We start from the raw sequence: 25,291 nt of genomic DNA on the forward strand, positions 1-25,291 counted from the left end.
ATCGGGCAAGCTCAGCAGGTCAGTAATCTGATGGATGAGCGCTCTAAAATCATCCAACTTTTGGGCCTACCTTACTGCCGTTACTACCTGCTTAATTAATTCCCAGCAACCTGCGGAATATCGGCTGTGAAAGAAACCTCTTGCCCAGCCTGCGGGTGACCCCAGCGGGCTCAACCCTGCAACACGCATCCACAAATCTGCAAAGACTGAGTCAACACCTCAGCAAGCATGGAAGAACTGAAGCCTTGAGCGATCGCACTTCAGTGTCTTCTGCTTCAATTTGGGTTAAGGTCTTGCGTAATTTTTCACAATTAAGAGACAATTGCGCTGGCTGTCATCACGAAAATAGCTCAATTCATCTGCTACTTTCTTCATCAGCTTCAGGCCACGCCCCCCCTCGGCTTCTTGATCCATCTCCTGTGAGAGACCTTTCAAGACAGTTCCCAACTCATTGTTAGGCCCACGATCCCAAATTTTGATCTCTAAACAGGTTTCCAGAATTTGAACTTCGATCTCAATGTCGGTGTCTGGTGGCTGAAATTTATGGGCGTGGCGTACTGCGTTGGTAAACCCCTCGGCAAGTACGAGTTGACACTGCAGCCAGACCGTTTGAGGAATAAAAGTGTGGGCAAATCCATCAAACCAAGCTAGAACTTGATTTAATGCACCGAGATCTGTTCTGACCTGAAGTCGTTTACTTTCCAGTAATTTCAACGCGATTACCCTTAGTGAACAGCGATATCAGACCGAGATGAGGTGACGAACCCATAATTTAGGCAGGACTGAGTCCATTTTTCCCTGATTTATTCTCCGACTTTCAAAATTGAGCCAACGCTATCGTTTTTCCTTTGCAAATGCCTCAAATTCTAATTATTGATGATGATCCCACAATGCAAATCATTTTGATGAAGGCATTGAAAGAAGAGGGATACGAGGTAAACGTCGCATCTGATGGTGCAGAAGGTTTAGAACTTGCACATCAAATACGACCTGACTTAGTTATTTGCGATTGGGTGATGCCTCGCATTGATGGGTTAGAGGTTTGCCGCCAAATCAAAGCGAGCCCCAAACTCTCCACGACCTTTTTTATTTTGTTGACTGCCCGGGGTGGGGTCGAAGACCGTGTGAAGGGCTTGGACAATGGGGCAGATGATTTTTTGGCCAAGCCAATTGAAATTTTAGAGTTGCAGGCTCGGGTGCGTGCAGGTTTGCGGCTGCATCAATTGAGTGAAGATCTACAAGCTCAAAAGCAGCTCTTGGAGAAAGAGCTAACCGAGGCGGCCTCCTACGTGCGCTCCATTCTACCGGAGCCGTTGAGCGGTAACTTAAAAATTGATTCCCGCTTCATTCCGTCGAGCCAGCTGGGCGGAGATTGCTACGATTACTATTGGCTCGATCCAGACTATTTAACGGTGTATTTGCTTGATGTTTCGGGCCATGGCTTGGGGGCTGCGTTGCCGTCTATTACAATCCTCAATTTGTTGCGATCGCAATCTTTACCCAGTGTCAACTTTTATCAGCCCAATACCGTCCTGCGTGCCCTCAACGAAACCTTTCAAATGGACGACCAAAACGATAAATATTTTACGATTTGGTACGGCGTCTACAACCGAGTCAAGCGTCAGTTGATTTATTCTACTGCTGGCCATCCTCCAGCCGTTTTGGTCACCGAAACCCCCTCTGGAGTGCAAGTTGAACAGCTCAAAACTCCAGGAATGCCCATTGGCATGATGCCTGATGAAAGCTACTTTAGTGCCCGGTGCGATATCCCGTTGAATAGCACTCTTTATATTTTTAGCGATGGCATTTACGATGTTCCTGCTCAAGAAATAGCCAATGGATGGGGCTTCAACCAATTTGTTGAAGTGTTAAGGGATGCCAAAAATGCGCTAAGTTTGGACGAACTTTTAGACAGAATTCGTACGCTAACAGGAACCCATACCTTTGGTGATGATCTATCGCTCTTACGCATTCAGTTTGATTAGAGATTTTCAAATCAATCTACTGAAAATCGGAGGGTTTTATCCAAGCTTAAGCTTAAATTGCTGAAGTTCTTGAAAGCGAATTGTCTATTTTATGACCAAATCGCGATCTTGCTGACCTGAAACAATCTGCTTAGTGCAAGCCAAAAACTTTTGGCGATAGGCTTTGGCAGAGCTTGGATGAGTAATGCTACGACCCGTATCACGTTGAATTTGCTCATTAAAAAAGCACTTCATTAAAGTGCTTTTAGTAAGACTTTTGAGTAGCGATAATACGAATGAGTGGGGACAATACAAAAAACGCAAAAGCTGCTGACTAGTTAAGAGAAAACAGTAAAGAAATGAGTGCCTCACCGTGCTGAAAGATAGCTAGCTTGAAAAGCGAGCCTGCTCAAACTCATCGCGATTTGAGAAAATATCTAATACGCGATCCATGCTGGTGAGTTCAAAAAGAATTCTGATTTGCTCATTTAAGGAACACACACACAAGCTGCCACCTTGCGATCGCATTGCTTTAAATGCGCTGACGATTGCTCCCAAACCAGAGCTATCCATAAAACTAACCTTTTCTAGATCAACTAGAACAGTAGAAGCACCAGTCTTGACAGCCTCGTCGATTTGTTGGCGAAACTGACTAACTTGTGTCCCGTCTAATACTCCAACAGGTTGAACGACTTGAATGTTTGAAATCATGTCTGGTGAACCGTACGTTTCAGTGAACAAATTGAATCGTCTATTACGCAGAAAAATCGGCGAGCGATGCGAACAAATATAAGAAATGAAATAGCAGATGCTCTTTAAGAACTGATTCCTAACATAAGCTGACACACCTCTGGGTGAAGCGACATGAGATAAATCACCGAAATTTGCAATCTCTAGCTTACATCTATTGAAGTGAACATCCGTGTTTTTACTCAATAAATTTTTGTTGTGAAGTTTCTATGAGGATTTCCATATTCTATGGGGCCTCAATCCTCAAAATAATGAAGATTTGAATAAAAGTAGTTAAATTGTCAAAAATGAAAACTGGTAGATTCGGGATGTTTTATGTGTTTTACGATACGAAGAAAAGTATCGGATGAAGTACTTGATAAGCATTTCGCTTAGTTGAAGCCTAAAGATTAGGGTGCATCGATTGAGCACATAATTTGATCAAACTATTTTTTTATATTTGGGTAAATTTGTTGTTTTTTCGTAGGGGCAATATTCATTTGAGTTATTGAGAGAAATATTGGTGAGAAAAGTGATGAATTGTTTTTAGATAGGACTTTTAAGATTTCAAAAATTGAAATTCAGCTTATTTCTCTTGTTTGAGGGCTGGCTTGAAGAGCTGAGCGAGAATGACTTGAGGCTTAGTATCCCATATATCAGTATGAGTGGTGATTAAGCCTTGATGAATTGTGTAAGTGGAGCTTCCCGTAAAGTGGATTTTGGGATGCCAAGGCAGGCGCAGTGACCCTTCTAGTGTCCATGTGGCGACTAGGATGTTGGCGTCGCTGGGCCGAATGTGATGGACGTTGAATGTGAGATGGGTGAAAAATAATCGGCGATGAAAGCGTAATGCCCAAAAAATAAGTCGATAGGCTTGCTGTCCTTGAAATCGATTAATTGGGTCCTGAAAAATAATACCTGGTGAATAAATTTCGTAGGTTAAGTCTTTTTGAAAGAGGAATGGTAGCTCCTGTTCGAGAGTGTGTAGGATGTGGTCGGTTGAAAAAGTTTGCATGTCGATTTGTTGAGTATGAATAAAGTGGGTGGTATTTGAATGCAGTCAGCAATGCAAGTAGAGCGGCTTAATCAACAGATCAGCTTTATTTTGGAGATTGACCGACTGAAGCATATTATTCGGCGAACGCTATTGCTTGATGGTTCTCGGCGCGAGAACAGTGCAGAGCATTCATGGCATTTGGCAATGATGGCGATCGCCCTGGCAGAGTATGCACCACAGCCGATAGATATTGCTCGGGTGATTCGGTTGGTGTTGGTGCACGATGTGGTGGAAATCGATGCGGGCGACACGTTTTGTTACGATGTGGCGGCCAATGAAGATAAAGCTGAGCGCGAGCAGTTGGCGGCGGAGCGGATCTTTGGTTTGCTGCCAGACAATATTACCCATGAATTTCGGGCTTTGTGGGATGAGTTTGAAGCGGCTGAGACGCCAGAGGCACAGTTTGCAAGGGCATTGGACTGTTTGCAGCCGCTATTGCATAACTACCACACCGAGGGTGGCACGTGGCGGTTGTATGGCGTTACGCGCGATCGTGTTCTGCAACGGATGAAGGCGGTTGAGGTGGGGGCACCCAGCCTTTGGGGCTATGTGCTAGAGATTGTTGACCAAGCGATCGCCAAAGGGTATTTGCTGGGCTGAGGTATTGCTAAACATCACTTGAGTTGAGATGGCGGTCGCGGGTTGGGCGTAGCTACGTGCTGCGTCCGGGATTTGTCTGCGAATTACAGCGCGGAGTTCAACGTCATCAAGATATTCTGCCCTTCGAACGATGCCCGAACCCTGGAGTTCCCTGCTGAATTGAGGAGGCGTAGCCTGCAAAGGAGCCTAGATTTTGAATCGGAAACTCTCCGTATTGCTGAATACAGCTAAGCATGTTATTCCGCCGAAAAATAATAGGTTGCCATTTTCTGCTGAACATTGCACATTCCTAAGAAATAGCTAAACCTTCGGCGGTTTCTGGGTTTGACTGACTAAAGTAGAAGCAAGACGAAGCGAATTAGGAGTGGTGACTTCAGTGAATGTGAAGCACCGTTACTAGAAAGTTGGAATTTGAGATCGAGCGGAGAGCCAGGGTTATGACAAACAAGACGATGGCACAACCAACACTTGCTTCCGAGCCTGCGGTTGATGCTGTTGCTCAAGCGACAACGCGAGTTCGGCGGTTGTTGTGGAAGTTGGCGATCGCAACATGGCTACTCATGGCCGTCGGTAGCGCAACTCGGGTAATGAATGCTGGGCTGGCGTGTCCTGATTGGCCTTTGTGTTACGGCACTCTCTTTCCCGGCCAGCAAATGAACCTTCAGGTCTTCTTGGAATGGTTTCATCGGTTGGATGCTGCCCTGATCGGTTGTTTGACGCTGGGTTTGGTGGGGTTGACCGTGTGGCAGCGTCGGTTGCTGCCAGCCTGGACACCTTGGGCCGCAATGTTTGCGCTCGGTTTGATTTTGATGCAGGGACTGCTGGGCGGGCTAACGGTGACAGAACTGCTGCGGTTTGATATCGTAACAGCGCATTTAGGCACCGCGCTTCTGTTTTTTGCCACCTTACTCTCTATGGCAATGTTGCTGTTGCCCTATCGAGGCACCGGCACCGCTGGCAAACTGCCCTGGTTTAGTCTGGGCGCTGCGGTTCTCATCTATTTGCAGAGTTTGTCGGGTGGATTGATCGGTTCTCGCTGGGCCCTGCATCAGTGTTTGGGGGGTGAGCAGTTGTGCACCGTGGTCAACACGCATGTCTTAGGCGTTGTTCCTGCCAGCTTGGGGGTTGTGGTGATGGGTCTGCTGGCGTGGCGCACTCCTGCGTTGCATCCCTTGTTGCGTCGCCTGTCCAGCACGGCGTTGGTGCTGTTAGCGCTGCAGATTGGGCTAGGTGTGGCTACGTTCCGTTTGCATTTGCAGGTTGAGCTGCTGACCGTTACCCATCAAATGATTGGCGCTGGCTTGCTGGGTACTTTGGTCTGCTTTACCGCTATAGGGGTGCGCGATCGCCGCATTGGATTGGTCGCCGCACCGCTTGTTCCGCCTGAACCCTCCTCTCAAGGGTCGGCGCCCTCCTCTGCACTTCCGGTCTGACCAGGCGTTGATTCTACAGCCGCCCATGTCGCTTTTATTGCTTTTTAACGCTTGATTTAGGAAAGCTTTTGTAATGACCGAAACTCTATATCCCCCTGTCGTTCGTCATCACGAAAATTTAGGCCAAATTATCCAGAGCTACTGGCAGCTCACCAAGCCCCGGATTATCGTACTGCTGTTGATTACAACGGCGGGCAGCATGTGGATTGCGGGCCAAGGCGAGGTTGACCCCGTTCTATTGTTTGTTACGCTGCTGAGCGGGTTTTTGGCAGCGGCCTCTGCGAATACAATTAACTGTCTCTACGATCGAGATATTGATTACGAAATGGAGCGCACCCGCCATCGACCTTTGCCCTCGGGTCGAATTCAGCCTCGGGATGCGCTACTGTTTGCGATCGCGCTGGCGCTAGCTTCTTTCTCTCTGTTGACCGTGTTTGCCAATTTGCTGAGCGCTTGCTTAGCGATGGCTGGCATTGTGACCTATGTTTTGGTGTACACGCACTGGCTCAAGCGACACAGTACACAAAATATTGTGATTGGTGGAGCGGCGGGTGCCATTCCACCTCTGGTTGGCTGGGCTGCAGTAACAGGCGAACTTAGCTGGGCCGCGTGGATTCTATTTGCCATCATCTTCTTTTGGACCCCACCTCACTTTTGGGCATTGGCCCTGATGATTCGCCAAGATTATGCCAAGGTGGGTGTACCCATGCTGCCCGTGGTATCGGGCGAGGTGGTGACGGCCAAGCAAATCTGGATTTACACGCTGCTACTGATTCCGTTGACACTGCTGCTGGTCTTTCCAATTCATGTGATGGGCTTGGTTTATACGGTTTTTGCACTGGTGCTGGGTGGCTTCTTCCTGGCAAAAGCCTGGGCTTTGTTGGAGAACCCCTCTGACCAATCGGCGGCGCGATCGCTCTTTAAGTACTCCATCTTTTACATGATGCTGCTTTGTGCTGGCATGGCGGTGGATAGCCTACCCCTAACCCATCGGTTCAGCAGTGCGATCGCCCAAAACCTAGACAGTATGCTTGACTTCTCCTTCATTAGCCAAGTCTTCTTGTCCTAAAAAGGAGCCAAGCCAGATCTAAATTTGCTGAAATGCTTTCCTAAAAGCACGATTACTCGCTAGAATAGAAAACGCTGCATTGAGTCTGAATATCAATCTATGGCCAAAAAGAGCATGATCGAGCGCGAAAAGCGCCGCGAAAAGCTAATCAACAAATATTACGAGAAGCGGCAAGAGCTGAAGGAACAGTTCGCCAAGGCCGAGTCTCAAGAAGAGAAGTTAGAGATCCATCGCCAAATTCAGCGGTTGCCCCGCAATAGCGCTCCAAGTCGTCACCGCAACCGTTGCTGGATGACCGGGCGTCCTCGTGGCTACTACCGCGATTTCGGTTTATCTCGCCATGCCATTCGCGAAATGGCTCACCAAGGTTTGCTGCCTGGTGTGGTGAAGTCTAGCTGGTAGTGCTGATCATCCTGTGTTTGCAAGCACCGGGGTTGGTACTCAGGCTTAGTAGCTGATGCTGAATTAACCGCTTCATCTTCAATAATTCAGCTTTATTTAATTAAGTTCCCCAGAGGCTGCTGTTTCTGGGGAATTTTTTCATAGGGTTATGTTGGGCGGGGCATCAAAGTGCTCGATCGCTGGTGAGCGACGATGAGTCTGCTTGAAGGATAAAGTGATTTCGCTCTGTGGAGAAAGAGCTTGGGGAGTAGAAAGAGATTGGCGAAGCCTTAGAAGGACCTGAGGTGAGTGAGCCAGAATTTGGCAGATTTGCACGATCAAGCTCTCACGAGCCTGCACAGTACCCCAACGAGGTAAGGAGGCTATTCCCTGGAGAAATTGAGCAAATGGTTGGGAGGTTGCCCTTGACTCTACTGCTTTTGTGGTGGACCTCCCGCACGCATGGCTGTTTGAAGCATGAATCGTTGTGCAGCGGAGCTGGGCAAACGATGAAGATAGGTTTGAAGTTGGGTCTTGCTGCCCTCAAAACCGTCCCTGTCCTAACGAGGCTGACGACCGCTATATCCATAAAAAATAACAGCGGCTTGATGATAGCTGCTGTTACTCAAAAAAAGTCTGATTGGTGTTTCGGAATAGATAGAAGTGTAGAGTCTAAAACACGACTAGGCAAAGCAGAGCAAGAATGCCCGCGATACCGTAAAACCAGCCTACAACGCGGGTTTCTGTCCATCCGCTTAGCTCAAGGTGGTGATGCAGTGGAGCCATCTTGAACAAGCGCTTGCCGATGCCCTTTTCATCTTTTGTGGCTTTGTAGTAGCCTACCTGAGCGATAACGGATACTGTTTCGGCCAGGAAGATAAGGCTGAGAATGAGCAAAATGAATAGAGACTGAGTGAGGATGGCAGTTGCGGCCAGGGCACCACCTAACGCCAATGAGCCTGTATCACCCATAAAAACCCGAGCCGGGTTGTGGTTGTGCCCCAGAAAGCCGAGAAAGCTGCCACTGAGGCTGGCACAAAAGACCATCAGCTCAGGATGGTTAGGGGCAAGCACAGCGCCCAAAGCTAGCAATGCGATCGCCCCGGTTCCTCCAGCTAACCCATCTAACCCATCGGTCAAGTTGGAGGCATTGCTTTCGGCGACGAGGGTGAACCAAGCGATCGCCCAAAACAATAGACCCAACGGCAGCATCAACCCAAAGGGTAGAAGAACATTGGTAATATCGACCGATTGGTTGTTAAAGAGTGCCCAAAGACAAAACAATCCGCCAAAGCCGACTTGTAGAGCGAGCTTTTGTTTTGGAGTAATCCCCTTGTTGGAGCGGCGGCGGAGAATTTGCCAGTCATCCAGCCAGCCAATAAACCCATAGGAAAGGGTGAGTAGAGAGACGGCCAGCACATTCGGGGTGAAACCAGTCATCAAGAGCGCGATCGCGACGCCCACAGGAACCACGAAGATGCCACCCATTGTTGGGGTGCCTGCCTTCTTTAGATGCGCTTGTGGACCATCTTCACGAATCACTTGGCCTGCTTTGAGCGATCGCAAGATGGGGATCACCTTAAGGCCTGCTGCCCAGGTCGCAAACGCAGACAGCAAAAACGGCAACGTTAAATTTGCGTTGGATAAAAACGAGCGGCCTGCACCCAAATCTAGCAGGAAGGCTGAAACGGCAAGAATGCCGGTCAAGCTGAGAAATAGTATTCTTCCCGTCAGATTGATTCCATCACTAGAAGAAAACTTGGCATCCACTATAAAAACTCACACTCCACACCACAGGCTTTTATTAACTCCAAGGTTAAAACCAACCTTTCAGAATTAAATACGAATTCTTACACGTAAACAAGGAAATGGAACACAAATCTTGGGATTTATACCTATCGATTTGAAAAAAATGGGGGCGATCGCCTGTCAGAGCAAAGCAAAAAGCCCATCTACACGCAAGGGTTGGAGCCTAACAAGCCTGCTCCAACCCTTGTAAAGGAATCCGAAACCGAAAATCAAGAATCCGAAAATCAATCCCTAGCAACCGTTGTGCCTTTGGGAGTCGCTCTTAGTCGTCTAGCTCAAGAGCGTCGTCGTCGTCATCAATATCAAAGTCGTTATCGTCCCCTGCCATCAAATCGCTAATTTCTTGCTCGTTGTCAAAGAAATCTGGATCGCTGGACTCACGGGCCAAGAGCCGCCCAGTGCCTTCTAGCCAATCCAAAATTGATGCATCTGTTTGTAGCGGAATCACGGATGCGGGCTTGTTGCGAGGCTCTTCACGCAAAGCGGGATTGTGCATAGTTTTCAACCTGAAAGAAATAGATCTGTCGCAAGCGGTTCGCAAACACGGGTTGCCGAACAGTCTTCTAGTGTATCAACAGTTGTTGAGATGCTGCATCCAACTCTTCTCCATATCGCTTTCACCAGAATCGATTCCACCAGATTTAACGTCAGTTTCGGTTCAGGGCTTTTCTAAGGTTTGCGCGACGCAATGCGCACGCAAAAATGGGCACTTCAGCTTATCCATAACTCACGTGATTTAGAATGCGGTGAATTGGCGAAATATTCCTACCATGGAGATGAGTACGACGCGCGAAGGGCGAGGATGACCATGCTGTGGAAGGAACAACTGCTAGAGGCGATCGCAGGCAAGAACCGTGGATTGCTCGCGACTGAACTAGACAACCAGACGATTCTTTCGGCGATCGCTCGGCTGGAAGAGTACAACCCGACCCCACGCCCGCTTGAAGCGCTCGACAAACTTGACGGCAATTGGCGACTGTTATTCACGACCAGCAACGAGCTGTTGCAAATTGATCGCGTTCCTTTCTTTCAGCTGGGGCAGATTTATCAATTGATTCGGAGTAAAACCGCGCAAATCTTTAACATTGCCGAGGTGATTGGCGTGCCGTATTTAGAGGGCATTGTCAGCGTGTCGGCAAAACTCGACATTGTGAGCGAAAAGCGGGCCAATGTGCGCTTTGAGCGTGGAGTGCTTGGCTTACAGCGAATTTTGGGCTATCAATCGCCGACCCAATTCATTGCCCTGTTGGATTCGGGCAAGCGGTTTCCGCCCATTGATTTTCAAATTAGCAGCGATCGCCAACAGGGATGGCTAGATGTCACCTATTTAGACGACAACCTGAGAATTGGTCGAGGCAATGAGGGCAACGTGTTTGTGCTGGCCAAGGTGTAGGTTGTTTTGATGCACCCCTATTGCTGATCCTGTAACCCCACGGTGCGATCGCCCATGCTCAACCAGCTTTCCCAGTCCCACCTCACATTATTGGAAGCCTGCCCTCGCCGATTCCAACATGCCTACCTAGACCAGCTCATGCACCCGATGACGCGAGAGCAGCAGGCGGCACTGGAGTGGGGCAATCGCTTTCACGTCATGATGCAACAGCGAGAACTAGGATTGCCCTTGCAGGCCATCGACACCCCAGCGGAATCAGATGATGCGGCTCTGCTGCCAACGGTGCAGCAGTTTGTGCAAACGAATCCCGATCTCTTTGCGGTACAGCCTGGAATTGGCCGATATAGCGAACATCGCCGCACATGCAATGTTCAAGGCTACTTACTCACGGCTGTCTACGATTTGTTGATTGCCCGAGAAACAACAGCCGAAATTTTGGATTGGAAAACCTATCCCAAGCCCAAAGATTTACGCTGGCTTGCCCAAAACTGGCAGACTCGCTTATATCCGTTCATCTTGGCGGAGACGACTAACTATGCGCCAGATCAGATTTCGCTAACTTATTGGTTTGTTCGGGCCGAAACCCAGGAAGGCACACCTCAGCCTCAATCGCTGACATTTCCCTATTCCGCAGCTCAGCATGAGGCCACCAGGGAGGCGATCGCCCAATTGCTGAACCAGCTCACCCAATGGCTGCACGATTACGAGGCGGGTATCCCATTTCCACAGGTGCCAGAAGAAGAAGGACTTTGCCCCAACTGCTCGTTTGGAACACGATGCCAGCGCAACATTCAGCCGTCGCGCTCGTCGATTGATCTGATTCCTGATGTAGCGGCGATCGAAGAAGTTTCGCTGTAGTAACAGACTCTTTCTCCTTTCCAACCAAACCCAGTCTGGATGAACACCAGATTTAGATAAGCCAAAGCACCAATTTTGTAGGCACACTGCACACGTAAAATTGCCGAAAAGCGCTCAACCGAAGCTGACGTGAATTCTCCATCCTTACGAGCATTGGGAGGTGTCTACCCTGTGGAGTGTATGTCCCGAAAAAATTGTGGGAAGGTTCCAGCTAGGGTGCCTTTAGGGTTGAGAACCAAAGGGATGGATAGATGGATAAAGAAGACGAGCTGAGGAATACTGGAGCCTGCTGTAGATAACCTTGAGGTTAATAGGAGCGGCTTGGCTGATGCGGTAGAGCGAAGGTGAATGATTGAAACATTGAGGAGATAGCTATGGAGGAGATAACTGAAGTGAGATGCGGGGTTTTGCAAAGGATTGGTAAAGTGCTTGAGGGTGGCTCTCTGGTGAATTTATGGAGATCCCAACGGGCGCTAATTTCTAAATCTAAGTGGGTACGCTAGGGGTAATTCCTGTTCATTGTTGTTTTTACTGGGTTGGTTGGCCAAGGTGGTTTGGGAGCGATCGCTCCAACTTCCCAGGAGGCCAGGACGAACTCATAAATGGTGGGGTGCTGTTGGTGCTTAGGCCAGCAGTTAATGGCGTACTTCATTCTGTAAGACTGCTGTTCTTTCCCTTTTGGTTGAGCTGTTGAATTCCCTTACGCTTGTTATCTTCAGGAATGTCGCCTAAACCCATCTGGTTTCGTATGATTCGGAAAACACTGTGGAGAACCCGCGGTGTTTGGTTGACTGCGATCGCCGCCGTTGGGTGTGTTTTTACGGTGCGCTCGTTGGGTGTGTTGCAGCCCCTTGAACTGGCTGCCTTTGACCAACTCATGCGTTTGCGCCCAGAAGAACCGGTCGATCCGCGCATTGCCATCATTACCATTGACGATTTAGATATTCAGCGATTTCAAGAATGGCCTTTGTCCGATCAGGTCATGGCCAATATTTTGCAGCGCGTTGCCGACCAGGAACCGAGGGCGATCGGGCTGGATATTTATCGAGAAATTCCTGTCAAGGAAGGCAGTGCAGAGCTACAGCAACTGTTTGCCACAACCCCAAACTTGGTTGGAATTGAAAAGCTAGAAGACGGCCAAAGCGTTGGCGTGCGGCCACCAGCGATTTTGGCTGAAAAGGGCCAAATTGGGTTTAACAATGTGGTGGTGGATGCCGATAGTCGCGTTCGCCGCTCTATTTTGTTTTGGAACTACAATGGCGAAGTTCGGCGCAGTTTTGCCTTACAGCTTGCGATGGTATACCTGGCAAAAGAAGGCATTACTGTTGAGCCAGCCCCGGGGAATCCGGCCCATATCAAGTTAGGACAACAGATTCTTCCCCGTTTGACGCATAATGCAGGTGGCTATGTGCGGGCCGATGCGGGGGGCTACCAAATTTTGTCGAATCCCCGTAACTCGAATGGCTCGTTTGCTCAGCTCTCTGTCCGCGACATTCTAGATGGTCAAACGGATCTGAGCGTGCTGCGCGATCGCGTGGTGCTGATCGGCTCGACAGCGGCCAGCCTCAAAGATTTTTTCTACACTTCCCATAGCGGTAGCATTCGAGGCAGTGCGATCGCCATTTCTGGCGTGGAGTTACATGCCCACTTCATCAGTCAGCTCATTAGTGGGGCCATGGATGGGCGATCGCCCATTTGGGTACTGGCGAACTGGGTTGAAGGGGTATGGATTGGGCTGTGGACGCTAGCAGGAGCCGTCTTAAGCTGGCGTAGCCGTCGTCCGGTCAAAACAGGTGTGCTGGTGGTGGCCAGCGGTATGGGCCTGCTGGGCACCTGTGCGATCGCGCTGTCGCTGGGTTGGTGGATTCCCCTGGTTCCCTCGTTGTTGGGGTTGGGGGGCTCGGCGATCGCCATCACGCTGTATGTGGCCTATTTGGAAGAAGAGCTGAAAAAGTCGAAGGAATTTTTAAGCTCGGTGATTAATACCATTCCCGATCCCATCTTTGTGAAAGATCAAAATCATCGATGGATCGTGCTGAACGAAGCATTTTGCCGCTTTATGGGCTATCCCAAATCCCAGTTAATTGAGAAGACCGACTTTCAGCTATTTCCGGCTGAGCAGGCCACTCGCTTTTGGGAGCAGGATGATCTCACCTTTACGACTGGGTTTGAGTCTGAAGTCGAAGAAGAGATTACTAACGCGGCTGGCACCACGTTTCAAATTGCCACGAAGCGATCGCTCCATCGCGATGCAGCAGGCAATCGGTTTTTGGTGGGGGTCATGCGCGACATTACCCACCGCAAGCGCATTGAAGAAGAGCTGCGCCGCCAAACTGATGAGCTGGTTCGCTCCAATGCAGAACTGCGCCAAACTGAGCATCAGCTCCGCTATCTGGCCTATCACGACGGACTAACGGGCCTGCCCAATCGAGAACTCTTCCTCGATCGCCTCAACCAATCCATCCACTGGGCCAAAGATCGCAATCAACTCGTAGCCGTGTGCTTTTTAGATTTGGACGAGTTTAAGCGGGTAAACGACACGTTTGGTCATGATGTGGGGAACTTGCTCCTCAATGCCGTAGCCCAACGCCTGGGGCACTGCCTGCGCAGCAGCGACACCGTGGCCCGCTACGGTGGCGATGAGTTTGTGGTGATGCTGCCGGGGATTCACTCACCGCAGGATGCGGCCACCGTTGCGGAAAAGGTGCTGGATACGCTGACGCAGCCATTTCTGCTAGAAGGACACGTCATTCCGGTGACCACGAGTATTGGCATTAGCATTTATCCGCTGGATACTGACAATGCCGAATCGGTGATCAAGCAGGCCGATAAGGCCATGTACGAGGCCAAGCAACTCGGCAAAAATCGCTACACCTTCGCTCAAACTCTAGCCATGGCTGAGCCCGAAACCGAGGCGGAAGCCTAGGGTTCAGGCTGTTTTAGAATTCACAGCGCTTTACACTCTCAGAAGTGCCCATTTTTGCTTATCCATCACTCACGTTTTGCAAGAGCCCAGGCTTGGGGAGTTGTGCCTTGAAGCGATGGGTTCCATGCCCGGGTTATGGGGTTGGGCTGCGCTGTAGTAACCAGACCCCGCTAATGGTGATGCCAGAATCATCGGGCTGAATGAGTAGAAAGTGCAGCCCGTTGGCTTTTTGCTGGCGATCGCGAAAGGTATGGGCGGCGGCTATCACTTCGGTATCGGTAAAGGTGGCAAGAACCCAGCGATCGCTCAAGCCTGCTTCCAAAATTAGACCATCGGGGTCTCCAGGAATGTAACTGAGCCATGCTGGAGCCTGCTGCTGGAGCCAACGAGCTAGCCGCATGGACGCTCTGCCGCCATCAATCACCACACCCGGAATGAGCGTGCTGGACGCTAAGCCTAGCTCCATGGGCGATCGCTCGGGTGACATCTCCCGAATGGGAATGGGCTTATGGGCAAAGGCGGGTTCAAAATCGGCAGCGGCGATCGCGGCAAATCGCCAGCGATCGCCCCACAGCCCCTCTGGTAAGGGCACAGGGGGTGGCTGGTCTATTGCCAGGGGTTGGTATGCTTCGTGGGTGTACTCCTTCATCTGGGAGTAGTCGGTGGTGCGCACCTGGAGCAACTGCTTGAGTGCGGGGGTGTGGCGTGTGGCCTCGACTGGAATGCCCAATGGCTTGCACGCCGCCTCAATCAAGCTCAAGGCTTGAGGCCGAAAAACCTGCACCCGCTCTGGCAGTTCTGATTTGCCAAAAGCCTGGAGTTGAGCGGTCAGCCAGGATGAGTTGGCTTGGGGCTGAGAACAAAAGGCAAAAGCTGCAAACTGGCTTTGGGGTTCGGCAACCACCAGCTCCCATAATGGGTTGTCTGCTTGGTCTCGCAAGGGACGGCGATAGAAATCGACTTGCCATGTAGTCATGAATGCGGTGTGCTGTGATTATTCAACGGCATCAGGAATGGTGCCTTCGATGGAATAGTCAGGCGTGGGAGCGAGGGTTTGCTGCTGGAGTTGCCGCCATGTGCTGAGCTGGGCCTGGGCCTGTGAGTAGGCTGCGGTGTTGGGGGGAATCAGCTCTGCCAGGGCGATCGCCCCAGCTAAATCAACCCCGGCCTGTGTTTCCGCTGCTTGCAATAAGCTCTGGCTCCAGTTTCCAATCATGCGATCGGCATCGGCTCGGCTGGAGGTGCCTGCGGGCACTTGGCTGGCTAGCCGAATGGCGTCTAGCAGGGCGGTGGTGGTGCCTGCACTGGCCGCAGTGTAGGCTTGCTGCATGCGCTGCTGCCCTTCGACTTGGGCTCGCCAGGTGCGCAGCTCGGCTTGTGCATCGTCATGGAGCACGCGGCCTGAACCAATTTGTTCGGCGGTGGCGATCGCATCGGGGAGATTTCCCGCCGAGGCCAACTGTCGTGCTCGCTCAAGCACGGGCTGATCTTGAGCCCGCTGTACCTGATTGGTCCACCCTCGAATGCGAGATTGGGCTTCGCCATGCAGCGCTCGACCTGACCGAATTTGCCGCGCAACGGCGATCGCCGAATTCAAGTCGCCTGCGCTGGCGTAGGCATCAGCTTGCAGCAGAATGGGCCGATCTTCCGTCGTCTCAATTTCGGTGGTCCATTCCCGAATGAGATCTTGCGCCTCGTTGCCTCGAGGGTTTCGGAGTGGTACGGTACGCGCCTCGGCGATCGCTGAGCGCAAATCACCCAAGGTGCCCAATGCGGCAATGTTACGGGCGCGATCGAGGGTGGTCACATCCTGAATTTCGCGCTGCCAACGGCTAATCCATTCTTGTGCTTTGCCGTATAAAGCGCGATCGCTCCGAATGCGCTGAGCCTGAATAATGGCTGATTCGAGATCTGCTGCACTGCCCTCCCAGGTTTGGGCACGGGCTTGGGCCAAGGTTTTAAAGTCTTGAATATCGTTGCGTAGAGTTGGCACATCGGGAATTTTGCCCACGATTGCCAGAGCCTCATCCAGGTCACGCTGCTGGAGCGCTTCCTCTGCCAGCTTGATTAAGTCCCGCCCCAAACTGTCGAGCAATCGCTGTACTGCCGGATAGGTTGGGCTGGTGGACTTAATTTGCCGAGCCATCTCGATCGCTTCTAGCAAATTGTTTAAACCGCCCCGCCGTGCTAGTCGTCGAATTTGGGCGAGTCGATTGCCATCCTGCCGAGATGCGGTGATTAAATCCTGTAACTCTCGATATTTGGTGGTTTCCCAGTAACGGTTGCCAATGGTGACTAACTGCACTCCCAGATCGAAAGCTTTGCGTGGGTTTTGGTCGTTGAAGAGGGCCGACTCGGCTTCGTCGTAAATTGCCTCAGCTTTTTCCCAAACGTCACGCCATTGGCTAATGCGTTGCTCAACCTGGCTGTGGGCCGAGGTGTTGGCCGGAATTCGTTGAGCGATGGCGATCGCCCCTTGCAAATCGCCTCGGTGAAATGCGTCATCCGCCAGTGCCAAAATATCTTCCGACCATTGCTCAATGGAGCGATCGATCTCCGTCCGCATGGCATGGGTCTCGGGCAGGCTATTCACCAAAGTAATCGCCTCTAGCAAATCATCGACGGTTTGCTTGTTGGCGGCAAGCTGGGCGCAATACATGCGCAGCGATGCCGATGCCGTAGGCCAAAAAATGGATGGACAGTTGGGCAGAGATGGCAGCTTAAACAGCAGAGCCGCACTCAGCCAACCCACTCCTAACACCGAGCTTGATCCAATTAACAGCCAAAACTGCCAACTGGTTAGCGTATTGCGTACCGAACCGACAAACCGCGTCCCAATCGGAAGACGAGGTGACAGAGGCGGTGTGGCGGGGGGTGTTGGCTCTGCAGGAAAAGGAACACCCTGCCAGTGAACGGCAACGGCCTCTGGAGGCTGAGGTGCCGCAGGACGAGGTTTCCGACGCTTGGCCGGACGGGGTTGTACTGTCACCTCAGCGGTGCGATCGCGCCGGGGGGCAGAAGGTGCCGCTGAAGTGCGAACGCGCGGCTTAGCAACCGTTGGCTGCATATCGCGCTTTGCAACCCGACGGCGAGAACTGTTTTGCTCGTTGGTCATACCACGCTTACACCTTGGCAACCCTGCCTCAAACACAGACGAACCTGGATGGCGGCGGCGAGAGGTTGTGAGAATGAGGATGAGCGATCGCGCTCAATCCCGACCTTCCTCGACCGCTGACCCAATTACCCCAATGATAAGGGTGCCGAGTCCAGCCAATCCTGTCATCCTAATCTAATCCCCAATGCCCAAATCGGATAATTTTTCCCAACATTTTTTGAAAATACCTGCCACGGCAAAAGCACAAATGATAGGCCCCCTGCACGAATGGCGGTTTGAATCATGACTGGTGGCTCAGCTCAGCTGCACCACCAGTCATGCAGGAGCCTTAAGGATGTGCATTCATTAACATCCATTGTGGATACGCCAATCCCCCCTGTTGTGGTGCGCACTGCCTATCACAACAGGGGGGATTCTTAAAGCTGCGTGGGGCGCACCCCTCAGCAATGCCCCTCATCAAAACTGACATTCACCAGAGAGATTGATCGACTTAGCTCGACGCTTCGGCCTTCATTTCCTCAATCAATTGTTCCAGATGGTTGCTGTCGGCTCGATAAACCTCATTGCAGAAGTGGCAAATGGCCTCTGCACCTTCGTCTTGGTGAATCATGTCGCGTAATTCGTCTTGGCCCAGCATTTTGAGAGCCCCAAGCATTCGGTCAAACGTGCAGCCACACTGAAACTTGAGCAGTTGCGTTTCCGAGAGGTGCTCTAGGCCCATATCGCCTAACAAGTCGTTGAACATTTGAGGCAAGGTTTTGCCAGCTTGCAGCAACGGAGTAAAGCCTTTGAGGGCTGCAATCCGCGACTCTAGCAACTCTACAAGTGCTTCGTCGCGTGCTGCTTTGGGCAATACCTGAATCAGAATGCCGCCTGCTGCCGTGACCCCTTCTGGCTCGACAAACACCCCCACAACCAGTGCCGACGGCGTTTGCTCCGAGGCCACAAGGTAGTAAGCCACGTCATCACCAATCTCGCCAGAGACGAGTTCCACGGTGCTGGAATAGGGGTAGCCGTAGCCAACGTCGCGCACAACATGCAGGTAACCCTGCCCAACGGCACCACCCACATCGAGCTTCCCCTTGGAATTGGGCGGTAGCTCAATGCTGGGGTTGCCCACATAGCCGCGCACGGTGCCATCCAGTCGAGCGTCTGCAAAAACAACGCCGAGTGGGCCATCGCCATCTAACCGCAGGTTAACGCGCGACCCGGCTCGCTTCATGCTGGAGGCGAGCAAAAGTCCTGATGTCATGGTGCGCCCCAAAGCGGCGGCGGCAACGTAGGAGAGATTGTGTCGCTGCTTGGCTTCGTCGGTGAGGCGAGTTGTGATTGCGCCAACGACTCGAATGCCGCCCTCGGCTGCCGTTGCTCGAATGAGTTGATCCGCCATGAGAACCTACACACTTCTTAATATGTATCTCTCTATTCTAGAGGGTGGGGTTGCGGGATTTGTGGAAAAAGAGTGGCGATCGCCCTACCCGCAGGTACGGCTCTCCAACAAACGCCCGAAGTCCACACATTAGGGGCTTGCAGCGGGTCCCCCTAGGCTTGACTTGCAGCTCTCGACTCGGCACTCCTGGCGGGATAGCTCGCGGCTTACCCCTTGCGGCTTATTGACCTAAACCCCAAGGCATGTCACAAAAAATACCAAGCAGATATAGAATCGAGGTGTTTTCACAGGCTATTCTGACGGCGGGTTGGCTGGCGTTGGCGATGTCTGGCCTATGGCAGTTATCCGGATTGTTCGCTTTGTAGCTTGAATGAGGCATTGAATTCAAAAGTGGCGGCCTTGGGGCAGCGTGCCCACTAGAGTGGCATGGTGTGCGCAGGCTCGTCATATGCCTGCCTCGGCCCAAGGGGCGATGCATGTTGGTTTAGCTTGCACCCTTCATACCCGTTTATCCCTGGATGACTACATCAACCTACAGCAGAGAGCATCTGTTGAGTCTGCCGCATATGAGCCAAGAGCGCATCTTGGCTGCTATTGATATGGGCACCAATTCGATTCATATGGTGGTGGTGCGAATTGACCCAACGTTACCCGCGTTCAACATTATTGCGAAAGAGAAGGCAACGGTACGTTTAGGCGATCGCGATCGCGCTACGGGCAACCTGACCCCAGCCGCGATGGAGCGTGCCATGAATGCGCTGCGCCGCTGCCAGGAAATTGCCCGCAGTCTAAATGCAGAAGATATTTTGGCGGTGGCCACCAGTGCAACCCGCGAAGCCCCCAACGGTCGCGACTTTTTGCAGCGGGTTGAAGCAGAGTTGGGGCTGACGATTAACCTGATTTCGGGGCAAGAAGAGGCGCGACGCATCTATTTGGGTGTGCTGTCGGGGGTGGAGTTCAATAGCCAACCCCACGCCATGATTGATATTGGTGGCGGCTCGACAGAGTTAATTTTGGGAGATGGGCACGAGCCCCGCAGCCTCAGCAGTACCAAGGTGGGAGCCGTGCGCTTGACGGCTGAGTTGGTCACGACCGATCCCATTAGTACGAGTGAGTTTGCTTATCTGCAAGCCTATGTGCGGGGAATGCTGGAACGCCCTGTGGAGGAACTGCGATCGCACCTGCGTCCGGGGGAGGTGCCGCGCATGGTGGGAACGTCGGGCACGATTGAGGCATTAGCCGTGCTCACAGCGCGTGAGAAGCACGGTACGATTCCCGATCCCTTGCATGGCTACCAGTTCACGCTGCGCGAACTGCGGGATATGGTGAACCATTTGCGGCGGCTGAACTATAGCGATCGCTGCAATTTGCCGGGAATGAATGAGCGGCGGGCTGAGATCATTTTGGCGGGAGCGGTCATTTTGCAAGAGGCGATGACGCTACTGGGCATGGAGGCTATCACCATTTGCGAGCGATCGCTGCGAGAAGGCGTGGTGGTGGATTGGATGCTAACCCACGGTTTGATTGAAGATCGGCTGCGGTTTCAAAGCTCAATTCGCGAGCGCAGCGTGCTGCGAACGGCGCGTAAATACCAGGTCAACCTGCCCTATGCCGAGCGGATTGCCCGCCATGCCCTCAGTCTGTTTGACCAAACGCGGGGCAAACTGCACGACTGGGGCGAAGAGGAACGCGAACTGCTGTGGGCTGCCACCATGCTGCATAACTGCGGCCACTATGTGAGCCATTCGGCCCACCACAAACATTCCTACTACCTGATTCGCAATGGGGATCTGCTGGGCTTTACGGAGCTGGAAATTGAGGCGATCGCCAACCTGGCCCGCTACCACCGCAAAAGCTGCCCCAAAAAGAAGCACGACACCTATCGCAGCCTCGATAGCAAAAAGCATCGCCGCATGGTAGAGCAACTCAGTCCACTGCTGCGGATGGCGGTGGCGCTCGACCGACGGCAAATTGGCGCGATTCAGTCCATTACCTGCGAGCATCGGCCCTCCCAAGGAGAACTATGCCTGCACCTAGTGCCCCAGCACGCCAACGATGAGTGCTCGCTAGAACTGTGGAGCCTGGACTACAAGAAGGGCTGTTTTGAAGCAGAGTATGGCTTGAAGCTGGTTACCCAGCTTGAGCCACAGGCGGTTGCGGGGCGCTAGTGACCTGTCATCTTTGATGTGCGTTTTACATACGCACATTGATCGATTGATAGCTACCTCGATCCCATGAAAAACCAGACTCTAAAACCCTTAGGACTTACGCACTTCATACGAAAAACCAGAGGGTTGAATGATTTTTGGAGCGCTTAGCGCTCCAAAAATCATTCAACTGCGTAAGTCCTGACCCTGTGTGGGCGGCACGGGGTTTTAGGGTTTTATGACGATAGCTGATTACTGATTGGTTGGGGAAAGAGATGAGGTTGGGGCAAAGGCCACTCTCCACAGCCCTACCTCCAATACCCCAAAAAGGATGGTTCTGATGCTGTGCTGCGCTCCGGTGCACCCTTGCCCCAAGGGAACTGTGGGCCGATGTCGCAGCTGATATCGCAATTGTGGTTTGCGGCTCTCGCCGAACGGCAAAGTCCTAGTCATAATGAAAGGATTTGGAGCGAAAGAGGCACTGCGCTTAGGCCCGTTGGCTAACCTAAACCACTTCAGTTTGTCTACTCGTTCTGCGTCGCTCAATTTCCCTCATGCATTGTTGAATTTGTGCTTCTATCCGATTCTTCTCCTCGCCTAATTTTGTACGATGCGCGGCAGCGGTGCTGGCTGTTGTTTCGACAACCGCGCCAAATCTTAATGGCCCACTCTCTGTCAGAGGTGGTTCCGATGCTGGCTGAGGTGCAGCAGCAGGTTGAGCAGGGGCACTATGCGGCGGGGTTTGTAACCTACGAGGCGGCTCCTGCTTTTGATTCGGCGCTGGAGGTTCGATCGCCCGCTTCTTCTAGCCCAGTTCCGCTGCTGTGGTTTGGCCTGTTCAATGCGCCCGAAGTGATTGACATCGCAGCTTCCCCTCAACCGCTCACCCTTTTGCAATGGCAACCCACCATCTCCGACGCAGAGTACAGCGCTGCTTTGCGCACCGTAAAAGAGTGCATTCGCCGGGGGGATACGTATCAGGTCAATTACACGTTTCGGTTACGAGCTAGCTTTGCGGGCGATGCTTGGGCCTTGTTTCAACAGATGATTGCGGCTCAGGGCAATGGTTATGGTGCGTTTGTGCAGGGCGATCGCTTCACGATATGTTCTGCCTCGCCAGAGCTATTTTTTGAGCAGCGGGGCCAAGAACTGATCTCTCGGCCCATGAAGGGGACAGCGGCGCGGGGTGTGGGGCCGGGCGATCGCCATCAGGCCGATTGGTTGCACCATTCTGAAAAAAACCGTGCGGAAAACGTGATGATTGTGGATATGATGCGAAACGACATGAACCGCATCGCTCATGTGGGCAGTGTGCAGACTACGAGCTTGTTTGATGTGGAGCAATATCCCACGTTATGGCAAATGACCAGTACGGTGCGCTGTACCACAGATGCGGGCCTGGTTGAGTTATTTCAAGGGTTGTTTCCGGCTGCTTCGATCACCGGGGCACCCAAGGCTCGTACGATGCAAATCATTGCTCAGCTTGAAACGACACCCCGCCACATTTACACGGGGACGATTGGCTATGTGGCTCCGGGGGCGATCGCTCAGTTTAACGTCGCGATTCGCACAGTGCTGCTGGATCATGGGGCGCAAACGGCGGAATACGGCTTGGGCAGCGGCATCGTGTGGGATTCTGAAACGGGAACCGAATTTGAAGAATGCCTGACCAAGGCCAAGATCTTGTTCTAACCTATGGCAGCCCCAATGTGATGCCCAATTTCCCCGCATTACTGGAAACGCTGCTGTGGACTCCCCAGGATGGCTACGCCTGGGGCGATCGCCATCTTCAGCGGCTGATGCGTTCTGCAAAAGATCTGGGCTATGCCATCGATCCGGAATCGGTGCAGTTGGCGTTGATGCGTGCCAGCGATGAGTTTGATGCGAAGGCTCAGCGGGTGCGCCTGGTGGTGGATGCCATAGGTCGGGCTACTGTGACGGCTCAACCTTTGATGCCGTTACCTTGTCCCTATCGAGTCAGGCTGGCGATCGCTCCCATTGATTCGGCTTGCCCCCAGCTCCGTTACAAAACGACTCAGCGACACGTATACGAACAGGCGATCGCCCAAACGTCTGATTGTGAGGACGTGCTGCTTTGGAACGAGCGGGGCGAAGTCACCGAATCTTGTATTGGCAATTTGCTGGTCGAGGTGGGCCATAGGCGGTTCACGCCAGCCCTAACCTGTGGACTTTTGCCAGGGATTTACCGCGAAGTTTTGTTGGAAACGGAAGCCCTTCAAGAAGCCGTGATAACTGTCGAGGAGTTGTCAGCTGCATCGGGCCTCTGGCTGATGAACTCCGTGCGAGGTCTGTGGCCGATTCAGCTTCAACTATCCTAAAACCTGGATTGCGGTTCAATCGGGTCGGCCAGGAATTTAGGCATTCATCCTGGCTTCTGCACCGTCGCAGCCGACGGGAATAGTAGACCTCCCTCATTATGAATGGTGGTGCAGCTCAGCCGCGCCACCATTCATGCTTTCAACAGCCTTCGTGTAAGGGGTGGGCTGGGCTATACTGCGGGCTGCTCACCGTAGGGCAGTGCCTCGGCGACGCTTGATGAGTGAACGGACTGCTGCAGGCTATAGGCGACTGCCGCTTGCAATGCCTCGTGGCGATCGCTCACCCAATGATCGGGAGTGATGCGCTCCATTAACCGCAGCTTCTCCAATCGGCGGCGAGTTTGTCCCACCGCTCCCACCAAGTACACCTGGCGATTCGCATCGAGCGCATCTCGAATCACGTTCTCAATGGCAAGGGTTGCGGTAACACCCAAGAGAGGAACATCGCTCAAATCCAGCACCAGTGCATCGGCCTCTTCCATTGCTGCGTGTTCACGGGCGATCGCCTTGGCGACACCAAAAATCATGGGACCGCTCAGGTAAAACAGCAGCACGCGACCGTTGGCCCGATCCAGCAGGGCCTTCTCTTCATCGCTCAGCAAAATCGCATCATCCGCATCGGTAATCGTTTTCACCGATTGAGCTTGCAGATTCGACAGGCGTTCAATCGTGAGAATGTTGGCAATAAACACCCCAACGCCGACTGCCACAATCAAGTCCACCAGCACGGTCAACAGCATTACGCCGTACATAATGACCGTACCCTTGACCGACACCCGATGTGCCCGCTTGAGGAAGCTCCAATCCAAAATGTCAATCCCCACTTTAAGGGCAATCCCGGCCAGAACCGCCATGGGAATGCTTTGAGTGAGCGGAGCAGCGACCAGCACCACCAGCAAGAGCAAAATGGCGCGAGTCAAGCCCGATAGTGCGGTTTTGGCTCCAGACTGAATGTTGACCACCGTGCCCATCGTGGCTCCAGCCCCAGGCAAGCCGCCACACAGCCCAGATACTAGGTTGGCAATTCCCTGGCCGATCAACTCTTTGTTGGAATTGTGCTGAGTGCGGGTCACGCTATCGGCAATCACCGCTGTTAACAGCGTATCAATACAGCCCAACATGCCCAGCATGACCCCATCCACGAGCATGCGGGTCATCAGCCCAGCCGAAAAGGTCGGCATTTGCAGCGTAGGAAGCTGCATGGGAATGGCTCCAATCCGACGGATATCAACATCCGAGAACAGAAAGACAGAAACCACGGTTCCGATGACCAATGCCACCAGTTGAGGCGGAACAATGCGTCGTGCTCGCTTGGGCATCAAAAAGATAATGGCCACCGTTAGCACTCCCAAAGTCAGCTCGGCTGGGTTGGTATTGCTGATGAGCGTGGGGAGCGATCGCAGCGTTCCTAACACACCGCCACTCGGACTGGTTTGCCCCAGAAATGGCGCTACTTGGAGCAGGATGAGGATCACGCCAATCCCTGACATGAAGCCAGAAATCACGCTATAGGGCATGAGGGTGATGTACTTCCCCAGGCGGAATACCCCAAACAAAATTTGAAATACTCCGGCCAGCATCACCACCGTAAAGGCCATGGCTAAGCCATTTCGGGGATCGCTAGCGGTCATCTCTGCAACGATCGCCGTCATGACCACAGTCATAGGGCCAGTGGGTTCTGAAATGAGAGTGGGTGTGCCACCAAATAGTGCGGCAAAAAAGCCAACACAAATTGCCCCATACAAACCAGCCACTGGGCCTGCCCCAGAAGCCACACCAAACGCTAAGGCCAACGGCAGCGAGACAATCGCTGCCGTGACGCCCCCAAAGATGTCGCCCCTGAGGTTGCGACCATGAATATGGTTTAGAAACTGCATCGGAGTATTTTGCCTTTATATGAGATAAATTCTATGTAGCCTAAGTAAATCATCAAGCAAAGTCTATGTGAAATTGGTTTCATCTATGCTGCGCCCAAGAAAAACCTTGGGCAGGCTGGCTTAACTCGGCAGGGTCAGCAATGGGCGATCGCTCTACTACTGAATGATCCCAGGCTTCAGGCGGGCTGAGCCTTAGGGAAGATG

The 25,291-nt window shown here is 52.3% G+C and carries 21 protein-coding genes; 12 read left to right on the forward strand and 9 right to left on the reverse strand.

Going from position 1 to position 25,291, the window contains the following annotated elements; all coding sequences use genetic code 11:
- Positions 1-285: 285 nt before the first annotated feature.
- On the reverse strand, positions 286-714 hold the full coding sequence (locus tag ACQ4M4_RS19050; protein ID WP_430686039.1) for an ATP-binding protein: 429 nt from the start codon (positions 712-714) through the stop codon (positions 286-288).
- A gap of 140 nt (positions 715-854) precedes the next feature.
- Between ACQ4M4_RS19050 and ACQ4M4_RS19055 the strand changes: the two genes are divergently transcribed.
- A complete protein-coding gene (locus ACQ4M4_RS19055) occupies positions 855-1,985 on the forward strand; it encodes a PP2C family protein-serine/threonine phosphatase (protein WP_430686040.1) in 1,131 nt (376 codons plus the stop codon).
- A 366-nt stretch (positions 1,986-2,351) separates the two neighbouring features.
- Here ACQ4M4_RS19055 and ACQ4M4_RS19060 read toward each other — a convergent pair whose 3' ends face one another.
- Both ACQ4M4_RS19060 and ACQ4M4_RS19065 read right to left on the reverse strand, forming a co-directional pair.
- On the reverse strand, positions 2,352-2,675 hold the full coding sequence (locus ACQ4M4_RS19060; RefSeq protein WP_430686041.1) for an STAS domain-containing protein: 324 nt from the start codon (positions 2,673-2,675) through the stop codon (positions 2,352-2,354).
- 604 nt (positions 2,676-3,279) lie between these two features.
- Positions 3,280-3,708: a DUF2358 domain-containing protein gene (locus ACQ4M4_RS19065; RefSeq protein ID WP_430686042.1), complete on the reverse strand. Its 429-nt coding sequence runs from the start codon at positions 3,706-3,708 to the stop codon at positions 3,280-3,282.
- Between the two features lie 39 nt (positions 3,709-3,747).
- Here ACQ4M4_RS19065 and ACQ4M4_RS19070 point away from each other — a divergent pair, with 39 nt between their 5' ends.
- The 4 genes from ACQ4M4_RS19070 (at position 3,748) to rpsN (ending at position 7,254) form a co-directional block, all read left to right on the forward strand.
- Positions 3,748-4,350, forward strand: coding sequence for an HD domain-containing protein (locus tag ACQ4M4_RS19070; RefSeq protein ID WP_430686043.1), 603 nt, complete (start codon positions 3,748-3,750; stop codon positions 4,348-4,350).
- A gap of 452 nt (positions 4,351-4,802) precedes the next feature.
- Positions 4,803-5,783 (forward strand): COX15/CtaA family protein, encoded by a 981-nt coding sequence (locus ACQ4M4_RS19075; RefSeq protein WP_430686044.1) that lies wholly within the window; start codon positions 4,803-4,805, stop codon positions 5,781-5,783.
- A gap of 73 nt (positions 5,784-5,856) precedes the next feature.
- Entirely contained in the window at positions 5,857-6,852 is a 996-nt protein-coding gene (locus ACQ4M4_RS19080; protein ID WP_430686045.1) for a heme o synthase, read from the forward strand.
- 99 nt (positions 6,853-6,951) lie between these two features.
- Positions 6,952-7,254, forward strand: a complete 303-nt coding sequence (gene rpsN / locus ACQ4M4_RS19085; protein ID WP_430686046.1) for a 30S ribosomal protein S14 — start codon at positions 6,952-6,954, stop codon at positions 7,252-7,254.
- A 651-nt stretch (positions 7,255-7,905) separates the two neighbouring features.
- On the opposite strand, the gene mraY is transcribed toward rpsN, so the two are convergent.
- Both mraY and ACQ4M4_RS19095 read right to left on the reverse strand, forming a co-directional pair.
- Positions 7,906-9,003, reverse strand: a complete 1,098-nt coding sequence (gene mraY, locus ACQ4M4_RS19090; RefSeq protein ID WP_430686047.1) for a phospho-N-acetylmuramoyl-pentapeptide-transferase — start codon at positions 9,001-9,003, stop codon at positions 7,906-7,908.
- A gap of 301 nt (positions 9,004-9,304) precedes the next feature.
- Positions 9,305-9,538: a DUF3134 domain-containing protein gene (locus ACQ4M4_RS19095; protein WP_430686048.1), complete on the reverse strand. Its 234-nt coding sequence runs from the start codon at positions 9,536-9,538 to the stop codon at positions 9,305-9,307.
- Between the two features lie 312 nt (positions 9,539-9,850).
- Here ACQ4M4_RS19095 and ACQ4M4_RS19100 point away from each other — a divergent pair, with 312 nt between their 5' ends.
- The 3 genes from ACQ4M4_RS19100 to ACQ4M4_RS19110 all read left to right on the forward strand — a co-directional run bounded on the left by ACQ4M4_RS19100 (position 9,851) and on the right by ACQ4M4_RS19110 (position 14,219).
- Positions 9,851-10,435: a PAP/fibrillin family protein gene (locus ACQ4M4_RS19100; protein WP_430686049.1), complete on the forward strand. Its 585-nt coding sequence runs from the start codon at positions 9,851-9,853 to the stop codon at positions 10,433-10,435.
- Positions 10,436-10,489: 54 nt separating this feature from the next.
- The gene (locus ACQ4M4_RS19105) at positions 10,490-11,293 is read left to right on the forward strand and encodes a PD-(D/E)XK nuclease family protein (RefSeq protein WP_430686050.1); all 804 of its coding nucleotides are present in this window, start codon (positions 10,490-10,492) and stop codon (positions 11,291-11,293) included.
- Positions 11,294-12,041: 748 nt separating this feature from the next.
- Positions 12,042-14,219, forward strand: coding sequence for a CHASE2 domain-containing protein (locus ACQ4M4_RS19110; RefSeq protein ID WP_430686051.1), 2,178 nt, complete (start codon positions 12,042-12,044; stop codon positions 14,217-14,219).
- A 133-nt stretch (positions 14,220-14,352) separates the two neighbouring features.
- Here the strand turns inward: ACQ4M4_RS19110 and ACQ4M4_RS19115 are convergent, their stop codons facing one another.
- The 3 genes from ACQ4M4_RS19115 to hslO all read right to left on the reverse strand — a co-directional run bounded on the left by ACQ4M4_RS19115 (position 14,353) and on the right by hslO (position 18,724).
- Positions 14,353-15,195, reverse strand: coding sequence for a Tab2/Atab2 family RNA-binding protein (locus ACQ4M4_RS19115; RefSeq protein WP_430686052.1), 843 nt, complete (start codon positions 15,193-15,195; stop codon positions 14,353-14,355).
- Between the two features lie 18 nt (positions 15,196-15,213).
- Positions 15,214-17,334 carry a hypothetical protein gene (locus ACQ4M4_RS19120; protein ID WP_430686053.1) on the reverse strand — a complete coding sequence of 707 codons (2,121 nt, stop codon included), beginning with the start codon at positions 17,332-17,334 and terminating at the stop codon, positions 15,214-15,216.
- A gap of 490 nt (positions 17,335-17,824) precedes the next feature.
- Positions 17,825-18,724, reverse strand: coding sequence for an Hsp33 family molecular chaperone HslO (gene hslO, locus ACQ4M4_RS19125; RefSeq protein WP_430686054.1), 900 nt, complete (start codon positions 18,722-18,724; stop codon positions 17,825-17,827).
- On the opposite strand from hslO, the gene ACQ4M4_RS19130 reads away from it, so the two are divergent.
- The 4 genes from ACQ4M4_RS19130 (at position 18,723) to ACQ4M4_RS19145 (ending at position 23,210) form a co-directional block, all read left to right on the forward strand.
- Complete coding sequence (locus ACQ4M4_RS19130; protein ID WP_430686055.1) at positions 18,723-18,857, forward strand: hypothetical protein; 135 nt, start codon at positions 18,723-18,725, stop codon at positions 18,855-18,857. The two genes, hslO and ACQ4M4_RS19130, sit on opposite strands and share 2 nt — an antisense overlap.
- A gap of 385 nt (positions 18,858-19,242) precedes the next feature.
- Positions 19,243-20,892: a Ppx/GppA phosphatase family protein gene (locus ACQ4M4_RS19135; RefSeq protein ID WP_430686056.1), complete on the forward strand. Its 1,650-nt coding sequence runs from the start codon at positions 19,243-19,245 to the stop codon at positions 20,890-20,892.
- A 549-nt stretch (positions 20,893-21,441) separates the two neighbouring features.
- Complete coding sequence (gene pabB / locus ACQ4M4_RS19140; protein WP_430686057.1) at positions 21,442-22,563, forward strand: aminodeoxychorismate synthase component I; 1,122 nt, start codon at positions 21,442-21,444, stop codon at positions 22,561-22,563.
- On the forward strand, positions 22,533-23,210 hold the full coding sequence (locus ACQ4M4_RS19145) for an aminotransferase class IV (RefSeq protein WP_430686058.1): 678 nt from the start codon (positions 22,533-22,535) through the stop codon (positions 23,208-23,210). The genes pabB and ACQ4M4_RS19145 overlap by 31 nt, the downstream gene beginning before the upstream one ends.
- Before the next feature lie 170 nt (positions 23,211-23,380).
- Here the strand turns inward: ACQ4M4_RS19145 and bicA are convergent, their stop codons facing one another.
- On the reverse strand, positions 23,381-25,087 hold the full coding sequence (gene bicA / locus ACQ4M4_RS19150) for a bicarbonate transporter BicA (protein ID WP_430686059.1): 1,707 nt from the start codon (positions 25,085-25,087) through the stop codon (positions 23,381-23,383).
- Positions 25,088-25,291 lie beyond the last annotated feature (204 nt).

Source organism: Leptolyngbya sp. AN02str (assembly GCF_050565595.1).
Taxonomy (GTDB): domain Bacteria; phylum Cyanobacteriota; class Cyanobacteriia; order Elainellales; family Elainellaceae; genus Kaiparowitsia.

Coding starts and splice junctions, on each gene's coding strand:
- ACQ4M4_RS19070 (WP_430686043.1), top strand. CDS start 3,748: ATGCAGTCAGCAATGCAAGTAGAGCGGCTTAATCAACAGATCAGCTTT.
- ACQ4M4_RS19105 (WP_430686050.1), top strand. CDS start 10,490: ATGCTCAACCAGCTTTCCCAGTCCCACCTCACATTATTGGAAGCCTGC.
- ACQ4M4_RS19080 (WP_430686045.1), top strand. CDS start 5,857: ATGACCGAAACTCTATATCCCCCTGTCGTTCGTCATCACGAAAATTTA.
- ACQ4M4_RS19115 (WP_430686052.1), bottom strand. CDS start 15,195: ATGACTACATGGCAAGTCGATTTCTATCGCCGTCCCTTGCGAGACCAA.
- ACQ4M4_RS19145 (WP_430686058.1), top strand. CDS start 22,533: ATGCCTGACCAAGGCCAAGATCTTGTTCTAACCTATGGCAGCCCCAAT.
- bicA (WP_430686059.1), bottom strand. CDS start 25,087: ATGCAGTTTCTAAACCATATTCATGGTCGCAACCTCAGGGGCGACATC.
- hslO (WP_430686054.1), bottom strand. CDS start 18,724: ATGGCGGATCAACTCATTCGAGCAACGGCAGCCGAGGGCGGCATTCGA.
- ACQ4M4_RS19055 (WP_430686040.1), top strand. CDS start 855: ATGCCTCAAATTCTAATTATTGATGATGATCCCACAATGCAAATCATT.
- ACQ4M4_RS19075 (WP_430686044.1), top strand. CDS start 4,803: ATGGCACAACCAACACTTGCTTCCGAGCCTGCGGTTGATGCTGTTGCT.
- ACQ4M4_RS19135 (WP_430686056.1), top strand. CDS start 19,243: ATGACTACATCAACCTACAGCAGAGAGCATCTGTTGAGTCTGCCGCAT.
- ACQ4M4_RS19065 (WP_430686042.1), bottom strand. CDS start 3,708: ATGCAAACTTTTTCAACCGACCACATCCTACACACTCTCGAACAGGAG.
- ACQ4M4_RS19110 (WP_430686051.1), top strand. CDS start 12,042: ATGATTCGGAAAACACTGTGGAGAACCCGCGGTGTTTGGTTGACTGCG.
- ACQ4M4_RS19100 (WP_430686049.1), top strand. CDS start 9,851: ATGCTGTGGAAGGAACAACTGCTAGAGGCGATCGCAGGCAAGAACCGT.
- ACQ4M4_RS19130 (WP_430686055.1), top strand. CDS start 18,723: ATGAGAACCTACACACTTCTTAATATGTATCTCTCTATTCTAGAGGGT.
- rpsN (WP_430686046.1), top strand. CDS start 6,952: ATGGCCAAAAAGAGCATGATCGAGCGCGAAAAGCGCCGCGAAAAGCTA.
- ACQ4M4_RS19120 (WP_430686053.1), bottom strand. CDS start 17,334: ATGACCAACGAGCAAAACAGTTCTCGCCGTCGGGTTGCAAAGCGCGAT.
- ACQ4M4_RS19060 (WP_430686041.1), bottom strand. CDS start 2,675: ATGATTTCAAACATTCAAGTCGTTCAACCTGTTGGAGTATTAGACGGG.
- ACQ4M4_RS19095 (WP_430686048.1), bottom strand. CDS start 9,538: ATGCACAATCCCGCTTTGCGTGAAGAGCCTCGCAACAAGCCCGCATCC.